10 protein-coding genes are annotated in these 16,099 nt (G+C 63.6%); 3 read left to right on the top strand and 7 right to left on the bottom strand.

The window, feature by feature from the left end:
• Positions 1–23 precede the first annotated feature (23 nt).
• Positions 24–1,304: an HD domain-containing protein gene (locus GEMMAAP_RS11440; protein WP_053334123.1), complete on the bottom strand. Its 1,281-nt coding sequence runs from the start codon at positions 1,302–1,304 to the stop codon at positions 24–26.
• 260 nt (positions 1,305–1,564) lie between these two features.
• Here GEMMAAP_RS11440 and GEMMAAP_RS11435 point away from each other — a divergent pair, with 260 nt between their 5' ends.
• Positions 1,565–5,335, top strand: a complete 3,771-nt coding sequence (locus tag GEMMAAP_RS11435) for a TonB-dependent receptor (protein WP_026849668.1) — start codon at positions 1,565–1,567, stop codon at positions 5,333–5,335.
• A gap of 44 nt (positions 5,336–5,379) precedes the next feature.
• Complete coding sequence (locus tag GEMMAAP_RS20775; protein WP_145979106.1) at positions 5,380–6,960, top strand: SMP-30/gluconolactonase/LRE family protein; 1,581 nt, start codon at positions 5,380–5,382, stop codon at positions 6,958–6,960.
• A 79-nt stretch (positions 6,961–7,039) separates the two neighbouring features.
• Here GEMMAAP_RS20775 and pckA read toward each other — a convergent pair whose 3' ends face one another.
• Both pckA and GEMMAAP_RS11420 read right to left on the bottom strand, forming a co-directional pair.
• Entirely contained in the window at positions 7,040–8,659 is a 1,620-nt protein-coding gene (gene pckA, locus GEMMAAP_RS11425) for a phosphoenolpyruvate carboxykinase (ATP) (RefSeq protein WP_053334124.1), read from the bottom strand.
• A gap of 151 nt (positions 8,660–8,810) precedes the next feature.
• The gene (locus GEMMAAP_RS11420) at positions 8,811–9,419 is read right to left on the bottom strand and encodes a zinc metalloprotease (protein WP_026849671.1); all 609 of its coding nucleotides are present in this window, start codon (positions 9,417–9,419) and stop codon (positions 8,811–8,813) included.
• 208 nt (positions 9,420–9,627) lie between these two features.
• Between GEMMAAP_RS11420 and GEMMAAP_RS11415 the strand changes: the two genes are divergently transcribed.
• Positions 9,628–11,925 (top strand): TonB-dependent receptor, encoded by a 2,298-nt coding sequence (locus tag GEMMAAP_RS11415; protein WP_026849672.1) that lies wholly within the window; start codon positions 9,628–9,630, stop codon positions 11,923–11,925.
• 300 nt (positions 11,926–12,225) lie between these two features.
• On the opposite strand, the gene GEMMAAP_RS11410 is transcribed toward GEMMAAP_RS11415, so the two are convergent.
• The 4 genes from GEMMAAP_RS11410 to ftsE all read right to left on the bottom strand — a co-directional run bounded on the left by GEMMAAP_RS11410 (position 12,226) and on the right by ftsE (position 16,099).
• Positions 12,226–13,200, bottom strand: coding sequence for a deoxyribonuclease IV (locus tag GEMMAAP_RS11410; RefSeq protein ID WP_082821256.1), 975 nt, complete (start codon positions 13,198–13,200; stop codon positions 12,226–12,228).
• A 91-nt stretch (positions 13,201–13,291) separates the two neighbouring features.
• The gene (locus tag GEMMAAP_RS11405) at positions 13,292–14,515 is read right to left on the bottom strand and encodes a murein hydrolase activator EnvC family protein (RefSeq protein ID WP_026849674.1); all 1,224 of its coding nucleotides are present in this window, start codon (positions 14,513–14,515) and stop codon (positions 13,292–13,294) included.
• A 14-nt stretch (positions 14,516–14,529) separates the two neighbouring features.
• On the bottom strand, positions 14,530–15,387 hold the full coding sequence (locus GEMMAAP_RS11400) for a cell division protein FtsX (RefSeq protein WP_082821255.1): 858 nt from the start codon (positions 15,385–15,387) through the stop codon (positions 14,530–14,532).
• Positions 15,388–15,394: 7 nt separating this feature from the next.
• Positions 15,395–16,099, bottom strand: coding sequence for a cell division ATP-binding protein FtsE (ftsE, locus tag GEMMAAP_RS11395; RefSeq protein WP_026849676.1), 705 nt, complete (start codon positions 16,097–16,099; stop codon positions 15,395–15,397).

Raw genomic sequence — 16,099 nt, 5'->3', positions numbered from 1 at the left:
ATGGCGGACCGGCGCTTCTGGTGTCAGCCGAGCAGCCGCTCGCCTTGATCAAGGCGCGCCCGCACTTCGCTGGCCTCCATACGCAGGACACTGAGCACTTGCTCGGCGGGCACCGGTGCCCGGTTGGCTGTAAGCACACGCAGCCGGCGCGCGCTGCGATACAGCTCGTCGCTGAGGCGGGGGAGGTTGAGGGCGCCCTCCCACCCTTCGGCCGTCAAATGCACGGCCCGGCCGTCACGACGTTGCATGGCGATGTCCACCCCGAGCATCTGCGTTTTGGCCGGGTAGTCCAGCAGCACTGCGCCCGACGCCAGCCCCAGTTCCTTGGCGAAGGCATCTTCCACCCGGCGCGTAAGCACGTAGTCGCTGGCGATCCATTCACCCACGTCGTCGCCGAGGGTCGCCGCGGGACATTCGTAGGCGCGCTTGTGGAGGCGCCGCACGCGAATGGCATCCAGCAGGGTGCGGGCTTCCGGAACCAGCGACGGCGTGTCGAGATGCACGAGCAACCCTTCGTCGGTAAAGCGGGCGACGGTGTCACCTGCCACCGCCCCCGTATCAATGGCCACGGCCACGAGTCGCTTGTACATGGCTGTGGCACTGCGTACCGCATGGTGCCAGTAAACATTGCGGTACATCTGGTACTTCGCAAAGAGCAGCGACTCCAACGCCGAGAGCCCCTTCTCGTGCACCCCAATGGCCGGTCGTTCCCCAGGAAGGGTGACCAGCACCAGTGAGTTGAGCAGCCGGTCCACATCGATCTCGCCGTAAGGCACACCACACATGGTGGCGTCGCGCTTCAGGTACTCGATCTTGTCGAGATCAATGGACCCGGAGATCAGCCCTTGCAGGGCGTGGGTGCTGCGCCCGGTGATGAGGGCAAAGACCTCCTCGGGGGCGCTTTCGCCGAGGTGTGTTCGCAGGCAGGCACCAATGACCCCCGCCGTGATCAGGGGGCGGGCGACCTCTTCGTGGTCGGTGACGCCAATCTCCTCCAGCGCATGAGAAAAGGGGTAATGCCCCACGTCGTGCAGCAAAGCGGCGGCGCGCACAATCTGCTGATCGCGCACCGGAATGTCCTGTAACGCGCCCCGCTCATCGAGCAGGCGCAGCGCCATGCCGGCAAGATGCCAGGCCCCCAGCGCATGCTCGAACCGCGAGTGGGTGGCGCCAGGATACACCAGAAACGCCAGCCCCAATTGGCGGACATAGCGCAGCCGCTGCATGACGGGGGTTTCGAGCAGCGCCAGCGCCAGCGGATCGAGGCGGATGTTGTTCCAGAGCGGATCGCGCAGAATTTCCATGGTGGCAAAGATATGCAGAAGTCGTGTCAGCGGGTTGTCAGCGGGATACCGGCGGTTTTCGCTCGGCCTGTCCGCGCGGTCTTTGGTCCTCGGGAACACGCCCTCGGTCCCATGTCGGAACTGAGAATTGTTGCCCACACAACGAAAATGCGGAGCGCCGCATTAATGCCACATGTGGTCTGATGCCCTTGTACCGGGCGTCCGAATCGCACACCTGGCGGGTTTCTTAACGAACGCCAGAAATCACTCGTCTAATCGTCGTGACCATTACATCGCCCATTCTCCGACGGCTTTCGTGCGCGCTGACGTTCTGCCTGGCCCTGGCAGCCAGCGCCACGTCCGCCATGGCGCAGCAAGTCGATATCATCCGCGGTCGTGTGCTCGGCACCGACACGCTACCCATTCCAAACGTGCTGGTCACGGCTACCACGCTCAGCGGGAACGTGAGCCGTACCGCCCGGACCGCGGCCAATGGCCGGTACACCATTTCCTTTCCAGGTGGCGAGGGCGACTACTGGGTCACCTTCTCCGGCATCGGCCTCGCGCCACGCCGCTATCAGGTGAAGCGCACCGCCGATCAGGAAATCCTGATTGCCGACGCCCGGATGGCACCGGCGACGATCACGCTGGACGCCATGCAGATCACGGAGCGTGCGGCGGTGTCGCGAAGCGACACGGTCTCCGATGTGAGCGGCACAGAAAAGAGCGTGAACGATGAGACGGCGGGGTTTCTCAACGCCGAGCAGATGGGCGACCTCGCCGCCATGGCGTCGGCGATTCCCGGGGTGCAGCTGCTGCTCGGCGCCGATGGTGCCGCCGATGCCTTCTCGGTGTTCGGCTTGGGTGGCGACCAGAACAATACGCAGCTCAACGGCCTCAACTTCGGTGATGCGCAGTTGCCGCGTGATGCCAATGTGATGTCGTCACTGAGTACGTCGCCGTACGATGTCTCGCGCGGTGGTTTCTCCGGTGGGCAGTTGCAAGTACGCACCCGCTCGGGATCGAACTTCGTGTCGCGCCGCCTCAGTGGCAACTTCGTCTCACCGCAGCTGCAGTGGCTTGATCGCATCGGCACCGCGACGGGACAGCAGTACACGAACATGTCCCTTGGCGGATCAGCGGCTGGCCCGATCAAGCCTGACCAGCTGTTCTACAACACGTCGTTCCAGTTCGACCGTCGTTTGCAGGATCTGCAGACGCTGCTCAGCAGCGACCCGAACGGCTTCGCCGCGGCCGGTGTCTCGCCCGATTCGGTCGCGCGCCTGCTGGACATTCTCGGAGCGGACGAGGTGCCCATTACGGTGGGCGGATACGACCCGCGCCGGATCCGTACGAGTCTCAATACGCTCAACAGCTTCGACTGGGTTCCGCAGAACTCGTCGCGCGGCAGCACGTACGCGATCACCTTGTCGGCGAATTACAACCAGACGTCGCCTGTTGGTGGCGGTGGTGGGTTTGGTGGCTTCGGCGGTTTTGGTGGCGGTGGCACGAGTCTGATCACTCCTTCGCGCGACGGTACCCGCACCAACTGGGGCGGTTCAGCGCAGGCGCGTCACAGCGGCCTGCTCGGCTGGAAGGGGATCTTCAGTGAAACTACGGTCGGCTACAGCACCAACCGCAGCGACGGTGAGCCGTTCTATTTCCTGCCGTCGGGCAACGTGCGGGTGAACTCGCAGTTCGGCGACGGCTCGGCCTCGGTGAGCAACCTGCAGTTCGGTGGCAGTACGGCGCTCAACAACGCCAATGCGAACAGCACGCTGGCGGGCAACAACACCATGTCGTGGTTCTCGGCCGATAATCGCCACCGTGTGAAGCTCACCACCGAAGTGCGCCGCGACGAATTCAGCTCGCTGTTCAACTTCAACGAGTTCGGTTCGTTCAGCTACAACACGCTGGCAGATCTCGAAGCCAACCGGCCGGCCTCGTACACGCGCCTGCTGTCGCCCCGTACGCGTGTTGGCAGTCAGTACGTTGCGGCCATGTCGCTGGGGGATGCGTGGCGCCCCACGAACGACTTGCAGGTGCAATACGGCGTGCGTGTAGACGGCAACCATTTCAACATGGGGCCGCAGACCAATCCTGATGTGCTCGCCCGCTTTGGCTATGACAACGCCGAGGTCCCCAACCGCATCTACGTGAGTCCGCGACTCGGCTTCTCCTGGACGGTTGGCCAGGCCGATCAGATGACGTTGCTCCCCGGCATGGTGCGTGCCCCGCGTGCAGTCATTCGCGGCGGCATTGGGCTCTTCCAGAACACTCCGGGCACGCAGCTCATCTCCAACGCCATTGACAACACCGGTCTGGCGAGTGGGCTGCAGCAGCTCACCTGCGTCGGCTCCGCCACGCCGGTGCCGGACTGGACCTCGTTTGCCGCCGATCTGAACAGCATCCCGCGCACCTGCGCTGACGGCACCACGGGCTCGGTGTTCTCCAACAGCTCGCCCAACGTGACGCTCTTTCTCCCCGACTATTACGCGCAGCGTTCGCTGCGCAGTAACCTCGGATGGCAAGGGCCGGTGCTCAAGAACCGCTTCAACTTTTCCGTGGACGCGACCTACTCGCGCAATCAGCGTCAGCAGGGCGGCATCGACATCAACTTCCCCAATGTGGAGCGCTTTGCGCTGAGCAATGAAGCGGGACGTCCGGTGTACGTGGCACCGTCGGCAATTGTGGGTGCCACCGGCCAGGTGGCGTGGCGCGACGCGCGCCTGTTCCCCCAGTATGGCCGCGTCACCGCACAAACCTCGGAGCTTGAGTCGGAAAGCAAGCAGGCCACGGTGTCGCTGCGTCCATTCACGTTCAACACCAAGTGGAGCTGGAGTCTTTCGTACGTGCTCGCGGACGTGCGCGAACAGTTCCTCGGCTTCAACAGCACCGTTGGTTCGCCAGACGGCATTGAGTGGTCGCGTGGCTCAAACTTCTCACGCCACCAGATTCAGTACTCGCTCAGCTACAATGCGTGGGATGCGGTGCGCATTTCCTGGTTCGGCAATTTCCGCTCGGGCATCTATTACACGCCCACGGTCAACCAGGACATCAACGGCGACAGCTACGGCAACGATCGCGCATTCATCTTCAATCCCGCTTCGGTCAATGATCCGGCGCTCAAGGCGGGGCTCGAAAACTTCCTTGCCAATGGTACGCGTGAAGCCACGGCGTGTCTGCGCAGCCAGCTCGGGCAATTCGCCGGGCGGAATTCCTGTCAGGGGCCGTGGGGCATGTCGGGCAACCTGAACCTGTCGTTCAACTCGCTCAAGCTCGGATTGCCGCAGCGCGTCAATCTGTCGTTCCAAGTGCAGAACCCACTCAACGGCATCGACCGCATCCTCAACGGGGAGTCGGGGCTCAAGGGGTGGGGGTCGTTCGTGAATCCGCAGAGTAACGGCGCGCTGTTGTTCGTGCGCGGCTTCGACCCCACGACGAGCAGCTACAAGTACGAGGTGAATGAGCGCTTCGGCAGCACGCGTCCAAGCCAGACGACGCAGCGGTCGGCGCCGGTCACGTTCACGCTGCAGATGAACTACGATCTGTCGCCGACGCGTGAACAGCAGCAGCTCATGCAGCAGCTCGATCGTGGCCGCAGCCGCCCCGGCAACAAGCCCAGCCTGCAGCAGCTCCGCCAGACGGCCAATGTGGGGATCATCAACCCCATGCAGCAGATCCTGCAGCAGGCCGATACGCTCAAGCTCACGCGCAAGCAGGCAGACAGCCTCGCCACGCTCAACCGCTTATACGTGCTCAAGAGCGACAGCATCTGGACGCCGGTGGCGCGTTTCCTGGCCGACCTGCCCGACAAGTACAATCACGACGATGCCTACAAGCGCTATCTGAATGCGCGTGAAGCCAGTGTGGATGTGCTGATCAAGGTGGCGCCGGGTATCAAGAATCTGCTCACGCCGGAACAGTTCCGCATTCTTCCTGAGACGCTCGTGCCGTTCATGGACAAGCGCAATTTGCAGGGTATCCGCTCGGGTACCGCCGGTGGCAACCGCTTCATGGGTGGCGGTATGGGCGGTGGTCGAGGCCGGTGAACACCATGAAGATCTTTTCGAAGTACACCTCAATGGGTATTCCCATGTCAAACGTTTCTCGCACGGCGCTCTGGAGCGCGGCGGGTGTTTTCCTCACGGCGGCAACGGCGGTGGCGCAGAATGCGCCGCCGGTGGCGTCTGCGGCGCAGGTCCCAGTACGCGATGTCACGCCGGTCATTGCTCGCGCAACGCAGCCGCTCACCAGCGCCAACATGGTCCGCACCTTGAGTGACGGGTCCGTATTTGTGAACGATGTGCAGCGTCGTCAACTGCTCAAGTTCGACGCGTCGCTCAAGAACGTGATGGTGGTCGCCGACACGGCGCCTGGAGCGCTCATGCCGTATGGGCAGCGCCCGATCGGGTTGCTCCCCTATATCGGCGATTCCACGATTGTGGTGGACGCGTCCACGCTGTCCCTGGTGGTGATTGACCGCAACGGAAAAAGCGTGCGGGTCATGGCCTCGCCACGTCCCAACGACATCAATACGCTGACCGGCGCGAACCTCGGGTCGCACGCGTTTGACGCCAAGGGACGGCTCTACTATCGCCAGGGGGGGGGCGCGGGTGGACCTGGGGGCGGTGGTGCCATGGGCATGATGTTTGGTGGTGGCAACGATCGCGGCGGCCGTGGTGATCGTGGCGGGCAGGGCGGCAACAACAATCGCCAGCCAAATACACAGAATCAGGCCAATCGTGGCGGTGACGTTGGGGGGGCCGCGGCTGGTGCACCCGGTGGCCAGCCGTTTGGCGGCCCCGGTGGCCGCGGCTTCAATCCGGCCAGCCAGCCGGACTCCGTGCCCATCGTGCGGGTGGACTTCGACACGCGCAAGGCGGATACCGTGGCCTTTGTGAAGGTGCCCAAGAACGAGTCGTCCATGACGCGGGGCGAAGATGGCTCCACGCGGCTGACGGTGAAGATCAACCCGCTCCCGCAGGCCGACGATTGGGCACTGCTCAGCGATGGCACGGTCGCCATCATGCGCGTCCTAGACTATCACGTGGACTACTATCGTCCCGATGGGTCGCACGTGGCGTCCGACAAGCTGCCGTTTGACTGGAAGCGCATCTCCGACGAAGAAAAGACCAAGCTGGTCGATTCGCTGGCGACCATGGCCAAGATCGCCTCGGAGCGCATGGGGCAGAACGCAGGCGGTGGCGGCGGATTCCGCATGTCCTTCGAGCCCATCGGCGCAGAAAAGCTGCCCGACTATTATCCGCCGGTTCGCCAGGGCTCGAGCATTGCCGATCAGAAGGGCAATCTCTGGGTGGTCCCCACGACATCCAATCTGTCGGCGCAGTTGGCGCAGTCGTTTATGGGCGGTCGTGGTGGCATGGGAGGGCCGCCCCCTGGCGTTGGTGCACCAGGCGGAACCCCGAGGACCGCGCCGGGGGCGCCGCGCGATAGCACGCGTCAGGCCCCACCGGCAGCCGCCATGGCCATGATGGCGGCGATGTCCAATCAGCCGCCGCTGGTGTACGACGTCATCTCGCCTGACGGCAAGTTGCTGGAGCGCGTGAAGCTTCCCGCTGGCCGGCAGGTGGTGGGCTTTGGACCAGACGGGCTGATCTTCCTGTCCGCTCGTGAAGGGCGCCAGATGTTCCTGGAGACGGTCAAGCTCAAGTAAGCTGCCGACTCCGGTGGATAACAGAAGGGCCCCGGTGCATGTGCACCGGGGCCCTTCTGTTTGTCGTCCAGTCGGTTGATCAGCCTTTCGGGCCAGCCGCAAGAATGGCGGGCGACACCGCACTGCCGAACTTCTTGATGTTCTCCTGGAACATGCCGGCCAGTTTGCGCGCCTGCGCATCGTATTCGCTGGCATCGGCCCAGGTACCACGGGGGTCGAGTACCTCACCCGGAACATCCGGTACCCACTTGGGCAGATGTAAGCCGAACACGGGATCGGTGGTGAACTCGGTGCCTTCGAGGGCGCCATCGAGCGCGGCACGCACCATGGCCCGCGTGTACGAGAGCTTCATGCGGCGACCCACGCCGTACGCTCCACCGCTCCAGCCGGTGTTTACCAACCACACCTGCGACCCATGTTCCTTGAGCAGTTCACCCAGCATTTCGGCGTACTTGGTGGGGTGCCACACGAGAAACACCGCGCCGAAACAGGCCGAGAAGGTGGCCTGCGGTTCCGTTACGCCACGTTCGGTACCGGCCACCTTGGCCGTGTAGCCAGACAGGAAATAGTACATCGCCTGCTCAGGCGTGAGCCGAGCAATGGGGGGCAACACACCAAAAGCATCGGCCGTCAGGAACACCACATTCTTGGGGTGTCCACCACGCCCGCTCGGCACGTGGTTCTTGATGTAATGCAACGGGTACGACGCGCGCGTGTTCTCGGTGATGCTCTGGTTGGCAAAGTCCACCGTGCGCGACGGCTCGTTGAGCACCACGTTCTCGAGGATGGTGCCGAACATCTGCGTGGTCGCGTAGATGTCGGGTTCTCCTTCCGCCGACAAATTGATCGCCTTGGCGTAGCAGCCACCCTCAAAGTTGAAGGTGCCTTCGGGCGACCAGCCGTGCTCATCATCGCCAATGAGATTGCGCTCGGGGTCGGCGGACAGCGTGGTCTTGCCGGTGCCGGAGAGGCCGAAGAACAGCGCCGTATCGCCCGCAGGGCCGATGTTGGCCGAGCAGTGCATCGAGAGCACACCCTGCTTGGGAAGCAGGTAGTTCATGACGGTGAACATCGCCTTCTTGAGTTCACCGGCGTAGCGCGTACCGCCAATGAGGATGGCGCGTTCTTCGAGGTTTAGCACAATGAACGTGCCCGTCCGTGTGCCGTGGCGTGCCGGATCGGCCTGCATTTCCGGCGCGTGATACACCGTGAAGTTGGGCGCGAAGGCGGCGAGTTCGGCAATGTCCGGGCGAATGAACATGTTGCGGACAAACGACGCGTGCCACGCATTGGGCAGCACGTAGCGCACGCTCAACCTTGTCGCCGGGTCGGCGCCGCAATACAGGTCCTGCACGAACAGTTCATCGAGACCGTTGAGGTACTGCTGCACATCGGCCTTGAGGGTGGCCCAGTGCTCTGCCGAAATAGGCTGGTTCACCTTGCCCCAATCCACGTCGGCTTCGCTGGCGGGCTCCTTCACCACGAACTTGTCGTTGGGAGAACGTCCGGTGTGCGGTGACGTGACGGCTACGAACGGGCCCATATCGGCAAGTCGGCCTTCGTTGCGACGGATTGCCGATTCCATCAGCTCCGGCGCGACGTAATTCCAATGAACCTTGCCCTTGGGCACGATACCCTGCGGGGCGAGACCGTCAGCACTCTCCCGGGCGGGAGCTGACGGGGTGACCTGTGTCGCCATGGTGCGACCCTCTCGGTAAGCGTTCGGCAACAAAATGAAAACGCGACGCAGGCGTCACGTATATGTTTCAGAAACGAAGACAGCGCTTTTCAGAGGGAAATGCGCTGAGGGAACAAGATGGCGAGCCAAGGCCGTCTGCTCAAGCACCACGTCAGAGGAGCACGTTGGCGGCTTGTGCGAGCAGGTAGCGCAACGTCTGCGCATCCCGGCCACTGACTGTGGACGTGCGGGGCAGCGCAAACATCACATCGGTGTCACTTTGACTATGGCCGCCGATGCCAATGGCGTGTCCGAGTTCGTGCATGACCACCGCGCTGAGCGGGCTGGTGGCCGTGGTGCGCGAAAGGTCGAGGCGGATTACCACCGTGGCCGAACCGCCGCCCCCAACGAAGGGGAGGGGGACCGCCCGGCCCGAGCGGGCGCAGAAGTAGGTGTACCCCAAGGCGCTGAAGGTGCTGAAGGGGCAGTCATCGGGGGTCACGACCGGCAGAGGCGATGTATTGTCGTACACCACCACGTTCGCCTGCGCTGCCACGGTGGTGCGCTGCAACCTGACGGTTTCCCCTCTCGGTACGGCGTTCCATCGTGGCATGGCCACATCCACGGCCTCGATGATCTGCGCGGAGCCGGAGCTCCCCGGCACCACATAGACGTTCACCTGCCGACCCGTGTCCCATCGGTACAGCTGCCCGCCCGTCAGCCCCGTGGGGTCATAGGCAAAGGTACTCGGGGCGGTTGTGGGCGTATCACACGAGAGCACGCCCGCCAGTCCAAGAACGAGTAGTGTTCGGAGAGACCAACGCGCGCGCGGCTCGAGCCAACGGGATCCGGGTTGCATTGCGTAAGTGCAGCGTAGGGGGCGTGGCCGTTGCCGGGTGGGGTACAAGATGCACCTCCGGGGAATATGCGGTCCTTGCCTTTGCTCGCGCGACGGGCGCCGCCCGTCCTGCTCACCATGAGTCGATGCCATGAAACTCCGACTGTCTTTGGCGCTGTCGCTGGGCGCCGTGCTCACTGCATCTGCTCCTGGGGAGGCAGCCACGCGTGCGGGGGCGAATCGTTCCCTGGAGCCATCGCTCGCCCTCTTCCCGGCCGTTGATGTTGTGGTGGGAGGCGTGGTCACGGATACCACGGGTGCTCCGTTAGCCAACGTGCAGGTGGTGGCGAGCGGGGTGAACCGCGCGGCCCTTACCGACGAGCGCGGACGCTTTGAGTTCGTGGGACTGCCGGCTGGCACCTATCACCTGGACTTTGTCCGGATCGGCCACTCCAGCGCACATCAGGTGGTGACCGTGCCCGCCACCGGGGCTGATGTGCGCCTGACGGTGGTGATGCGGGTAGCCACGGTGCGGCTCTCCAGCGTGAACGTCACGGCCACGCCCACGGGGACCGACCCCCTCAATGTCACGCAAGCCACCGTCCAGCTGTCGGGGAAGGAACTGCAACGGGCGCTGAGCACCAGCATTGGACAGACGCTTTCGCGGGAGCCCGGCATGTCGTCGCGGTTCAATGGCCCCATGGCGGCCACACCGGTCATTCGAGGGCTCACCGGCGAGCGCGTGCTGGTGTTGCAGGACGGCGATCGCGCTGGTGACCTCTCCTCGTCTGCTGCCGATCACCTGAACGCTGTCGATCCCAGCACGGCGGAGCGCATCGAGGTCATTCGAGGACCGGCCTCCCTGTTGTACGGCAACAACGCCTTGGGGGGCGTGGTGAATGTCATCTCCCAGGATATCCCTACCACGATCCCTTCGCGCCTCACCGGCTACGCCATGGGACAAGGGGAGAGTGTCACGCCAGGCGGGGTGCTCAATGTGGGGGTGACCATTCCGCTCGCCGCGCGCCTGGCCGTCACCGCTCGTGGCGGGGTACGCGACTTTGCGAACATGCGGGTTGGCGGCGGCGCGGTGCAGCCCAATACCAGCGGCAACACGCAGCAGGCGGTGCTGGGCACCGGTTACGTTGGTCCGCGTGCCTCGGTGGGCGTAGTGTATCGCCAGATGGATTTCGCCTATGGTTTGCCCCACGCACCGGGTGAAGAAGCGGTACGCCTGGACGGCGTGCGGCGCTCGGTGGCACTGCAGTCCACGGTGACGACGGGGCTCGTTGCTGTTCCCTCAGTGCGTATTGATCAGACGCTGCAGCGCTACGCCCACTCAGAAATCGAAGAAGATGGCGCTGTGGGCACACGGTTCCGATTGAACACGCAAACCACCAACATCACGGCGCGCACGCAGTGGGGACGCGCCACTGGTGCTGTGGGCGTGCAGGGGCTGTTCCGGCAATATGCGCCTGTGGGCGAGGAAGCCTTCACTCCCGCCGCCGACAACGAGAACGTGGCGGTATTCGCCTATCAGGAAGTCCTGTTGGGGCCCGGCGATACCGAAGAGCATTCTCCTCGCGTTCAACTTGGCGCACGCTACGATCGCTTCAGCATTCATACCAAGCCGGGCGACCAGGCGGATCGGTTTGGCGAAACGCGCAACCGCACGTTCAACAACATGGCGGCATCGCTGGGGTTGAGTGTGCCGGTGGCTGACGGGGTGTCGCTCACGGCCAACGCGTCCCGAGGGTTTCGCGCGCCCGCTGTTGAGGAGTTGTACGCTGATGGGTTTCATGCGGCCGCCGGCACCTACGACATCGGCAACCCGTCGCTGGGAGTGGAGAAGAGCACCGGGATGGAAGTCGGGGTCCGTGCACAAACATCGCGCACATTCGCCCAGCTTGGTGCGTACCGGAATCTGATTGACGGTTACATCGCGCCGCAGGCACTGGCCATTCCAACGCTGGTCGATGGAGCGTTCATACCGACGGTCACTTTCATGGGACGTGATGCCATCATGACGGGTGTCGAAGGGCAGGTGGAAACCAAACTCGTTCACCGATTTGTAGGCGGGCTGATGGGCGATTATGTCCGGGCCGGCGTGCGCGGCACCAACGAGGTACTCCCGTTCATTCCCGCTGGTCGCGTGGGCGCGTCGCTCCGCTACGACAACGGGCGGATTTCGGGTGGCGGCGACGTGCGGCGGGTCTTTGCCCAGGAGCGTGTCACTGGCGACGAACTCGATGTCGCCACCGCTTCCTACACATTGCTCGACCTCAACGCCACGTGGTTGTTTACCGTACGTGGCAGGCAGGTGCACTCCGTCACGTTCCGGGTGGATAACGCCACCGATGCCCAGTACCGTGAAGCCACCAGTCGCATCAAACGCTTTGCGTTCAACCCGGGGCGCAACGTGTCGCTGGTCTACAAGCTGTTGTACTGACGGCGGGACCTTCCGGGGAACGGCCGGGGAACGGCAACAGCTGGGGATGACAACTGCATGACCTCCTGCATGACAACTGCATGACACCTGCGTGGGAGCGGGTAACTGCGGGCAACTACGCGTACCCCCCCCGCCGTTCCGCGGTTGTCATGCTATTGTCATGCTGTAGGTCATGCGGTTGTCCCGGCTTGCGGTTGTCCCGGCTTGCGGTTGTCCCGGCCGGCAGTTGCCCCAGCTGGCAGTGGTCCCCACCGGCCGTTGTCGTCGTGCCACGCCGCCAGAATGCTGCCATTCACTACGTCAGCCCGCCGCGTACTCCCGCAGTGTGCGCAACATGCGGCCATCGGCCTCCGCTGGGGTATCACCCTTTGGCGTTTCAATAATGCGCGGCACGTGAGCCAGTCGTCCATCCGTCATGATGCGACGGAACGCTTCGCCACCAATGGTGCCTTCGCCAATGAGTTCGTGGCGGTCGAGATGTGAGCCGAGCTTGGCCTTGGAATCATTGAGGTGCAGGCAGCCGAGGGTCTCAAAGCCCAACACATCGCCAAAGCGCTGCCACACGCCGTCGTAGTCGCTCACCACGTCGTACCCGGCCGCCCAGATGTGGGCCGTGTCGAGGCACACGCCAACCCGCGCGCGCAACGGCGCCGGTATGCGCGACAGGAGATCGGCCATTTCCTCAAATGTCGATCCCAGCACCGTGCCCTGTCCTGCAGTAAGCTCCATGAGCAACCGCGTGGGACCCGTCTCCGCCTCGAGGGCCTGCACAATGCCATCGGCGTTGCGGGCAATGCCACTGGCCCGGTCGTCCATGAAATTGCCGGGGTGCGACACCAACGCATTCAGTCCCAGCGCATGACAGCGCCGCAGCTCGGCGCGAAAACTCTCAATGCTGCGCGCCCGCAGGTCCGCATCCGGGGACGCCAGATTGATGAGGTAGGAATCGTGGGCGCACGTCCAGCGCACCGTGGTTTCCGCCATGGCTGCCGAGAAGCGGGCCGCCTCGTCGGCATCCACCTCTCGTTCCTGCCACCGGTTCGCCTGTTTGGTAAAGATTTGTGCGCCTGTGGCACTGATCTCCCGCGCGCGGGCGGCCGCTTCCCACGTGCCGCCGGCAATGGATACGTGTGCCCCAACCGGGGCCACATCGCGGGTCCAGTCGCCCGCATCCACGGTTATGGGGGCGTTCAACGCAGGGGCTTTGGGTGACGCCGGCTTGCGGGTGCTGGGCTTTGCGGCGGCTGATGCGGGGGCAGTTTTCTTGGCAGGCATGCGGTATACGCTAATGCCTGCACGCGCTCAGCGGGACGTCCGATTCCGCGGGACGCCCAATTCAGCAACGTCCGTGCGTGGTGTCCGCAGGTCAGCGCTTGGCCCGCAGATACTCCAGCGGATCAATCGCTCTTCCCTTGGGGCGGATCTCGAAGTGCAGGTGGGGCGGCAACTCCGGATCGGTATCGCCCACCGTGCCAATGACCTGTGCCTTGCTCACTTGTTGCCCGCGGCGCACATCAATGCGCTGCAGCGATCCGTACACGGAGTAGTCACCGCCACCGTGTTGCACAATGACGGTGGGACCATAGGTGCCCACGTTGTCGGCCAGGACCACTTCGCCGGCGGAAATGCTCTTCACCACCGTCCCAACCGCGGCGCCAATGCCAATGCCGTTCCATCGCGTGGTGGTGTTGTTGGGATTCACCACGCGCCCAAACCGATACAGAATGGCGCCGTCCACCGGCCAGTCCAGTTTGCCGAGATCTGACGTCCGAATGGTGGAGGCTGCGGCCGGTCGCGCGTTGGGAGCCAGTTCGGCGCGTCGCCGCGCGGTCTCCAAGGTGGCGATGGCGTTGGAGATGCGCGATTCGTCTCGCGCCAGTTGCTGCATGCGCTCGCGAGTCCGCTGCGCCGAAAGCTGTACGGCGGTGAGGTTCCGCTGGCGGCGGGATTCCAGTTCGGCGAGGCGGCGCGCTTCGCGGTCTTTTTCCTGGCGATTCCGGCTTACTTCATCCTGGAGCCGCACCAGCAACATGCGTTGCGTAATGATCTGGTCGCGCAACCCTTCCACGCGCTGCACCAGCTTGCGATCGTTGAGCGCAAGCTCGTGCAGATACTTGTAGCGTGCCACCAGCCCGGCAAACGACTGCGCCGACAGCATGGCTTCCACATCGTAGAGACTGCCGCGCTTGTAGATCTCCACCATGCGGCGCTGCAGCGCCCCGCGCTTGTTCACCAACTCCCCTTCGGCGCGCACAAGCCCCGACCCGGCCTTTACGACTTCTTCGTTGATTGTCTCGAGCTGCTGATCGAGCGCCACCACCAACCGGCGGGTGGTGAGGCGCTGCGCTTCCAGATTGTTCACTTCGTCAGTCAGGGACCGCGCACTTCGCTGGAGTTCGTTCATGCGCGCTTCTAGATCGGAGCGCTCGCGCCGCAACTTGTCCAGTTCGTCCTGCTGCTGACGCAACCGTTGCTCGGCGCTCTGCGGTGGCTGCTGCGCCGCGAGCCTGGCGGTGGGGAGGACCATTGCGGTCCACGCGCCCACCAGCAGACAGGCGCCCACGCGCGCCGCACCGAACCACACTCGCATGTCGAGACCCCGTGTCAGTCGCGCCAGACCTGGCGCAAATGACGGCCCACCGAAAACCAGCTTCCCAGCAGGCCCAGCAGGCCACCCGCCAGAATGCCCAGCAGAATCTGATCCTGGCTGAAGAACTCGGTTTGCATGAGCGAGCGCGCCAGAATGTTGGTCGTGCCCCACGACATGGCGACGGCCAGCACACCTCCGAGCAATCCTTTGAGCAGACCGTCCAGCAGATAGGGGAAACGCACAAACCAGTTGGTGGCCCCGACCAGTCGCATGATTTCGATCTCGCGCGTTCGCGCGAGAATGGCCATGCGAATGGTACTGCCGATGATGATCACCGCGACCATTGCAAACACCCCGCCCAGTACGGTGCCGGCTAGCGCGGCAATGTTTCTGATCTTGTACAGCTTCTCCACCCACTCGCGCCCATAACGGACTTCTTCCACCACCGGATACGTCTGCAGCCGTCGAGATAGTTCGGCCACCGTGGCTGGATCGCGCAATCCTTCCTTGAGCCGCAGTTCAACCGACCCGGGGAGGAACGCGCCGTCCATGACATCGCGGAACTCCTCCAATTCGGCCCTGGCGCGCATGAGGGCCGAATCGGGTGAGACGAACCCCACCTCGGCCACTGCCGGGTTCTTCTGCATGCGCTGCATCAATTCATCGATCTGCGCATCTTTGGCCCCCTCCACCAGAAACGCACGGATTTCCACGCGATCCTCCACCTCACGCAACGCCGTCCGGATGTTGAGCGCCACCAACCCGAACAGCCCAAAGGCAAAGAGTGAAAAGCCGATCGTCACGACACCAAGTACGGCCAGTAACGGAGCACGGCGAAACGCCAGCGCCACTTCACGCAAAGCAAGCCTCATGCGAGCCTCACGGACGCCGCCCGCGCATGCTGGCCACCAGCGCGGTCATATCGTTGCCATCAAAGACCAGCTGTCCGTGATCGAGCTCAATGCATCGCTGCTGCGCGCGTTGCAAAATCGCAACGTCGTGGGTGGCCATGAGGACCGACGTGCCCCGGGCGTTGATCTCACGCAGCAACAGGTAAATGGCGTGCGTGGCTCGATCATCCAGATTGCCCGTCGGTTCGTCGGCGAGCAGCAGAAACGGATCGTTGGCGAGCGCGCGGGCGATGGCCACCCGCTGCTGTTCGCCACCGGAGAGTTCGTGCGGATAGGCCGTGGCCCGGGAGGCGAGTCCCACCTGCGTCAGCAGCCGGGCCACCTTGGGGCCGATCTGCGCGTTGGGGGTGCCCGTGACTTCCAATGCAAAGGCCACGTTCTGTTCGGCCGTGCGATCGGGGAGTAGGCGAAAGTCCTGAAAGACAATTCCCAATCGACGACGAAGGTGCGGTACTTCCCGTGGCTTGATGGAAAAGCTCGAGTAGCCGGACACGCGTACTTCGCCGGTGGTCGGGCGTTCGGCCATGGTGAGCAATTTGAGCAAGGTGCTCTTGCCCGCACCGGAGTGTCCTACCAAAAAGACGAATTCGCCCTTCTGCATTTCGAAGGACACATCACGCAGTGCCATACCCGAACGTGGGTATTCCTTCGACACGTTCGCTACGCGAAGAAT

Origin of the sequence: Gemmatimonas phototrophica (genome assembly GCF_000695095.2) — a bacterium.
Classification (GTDB): Bacteria; Gemmatimonadota; Gemmatimonadetes; order Gemmatimonadales; family Gemmatimonadaceae; genus Gemmatimonas; species Gemmatimonas phototrophica.
This window is presented reverse-complemented; position numbering and strand designations above follow the sequence as displayed.

Bases quoted from the DNA above. Each gene is read 5' to 3' on its own strand.
- GEMMAAP_RS20775 (WP_145979106.1), top strand. From the start codon at position 5,380: ATGTCAAACGTTTCTCGCACGGCGCTCTGGAGCGCGGCGGGTGTTTTC.
- GEMMAAP_RS11400 (WP_082821255.1), bottom strand. From the start codon at position 15,387: ATGAGGCTTGCTTTGCGTGAAGTGGCGCTGGCGTTTCGCCGTGCTCCG.
- GEMMAAP_RS11410 (WP_082821256.1), bottom strand. From the start codon at position 13,200: ATGCCTGCCAAGAAAACTGCCCCCGCATCAGCCGCCGCAAAGCCCAGC.
- GEMMAAP_RS11405 (WP_026849674.1), bottom strand. From the start codon at position 14,515: ATGCGAGTGTGGTTCGGTGCGGCGCGCGTGGGCGCCTGTCTGCTGGTG.
- GEMMAAP_RS11415 (WP_026849672.1), top strand. From the start codon at position 9,628: ATGAAACTCCGACTGTCTTTGGCGCTGTCGCTGGGCGCCGTGCTCACT.
- GEMMAAP_RS11440 (WP_053334123.1), bottom strand. From the start codon at position 1,304: ATGGAAATTCTGCGCGATCCGCTCTGGAACAACATCCGCCTCGATCCG.
- pckA (WP_053334124.1), bottom strand. From the start codon at position 8,659: ATGGCGACACAGGTCACCCCGTCAGCTCCCGCCCGGGAGAGTGCTGAC.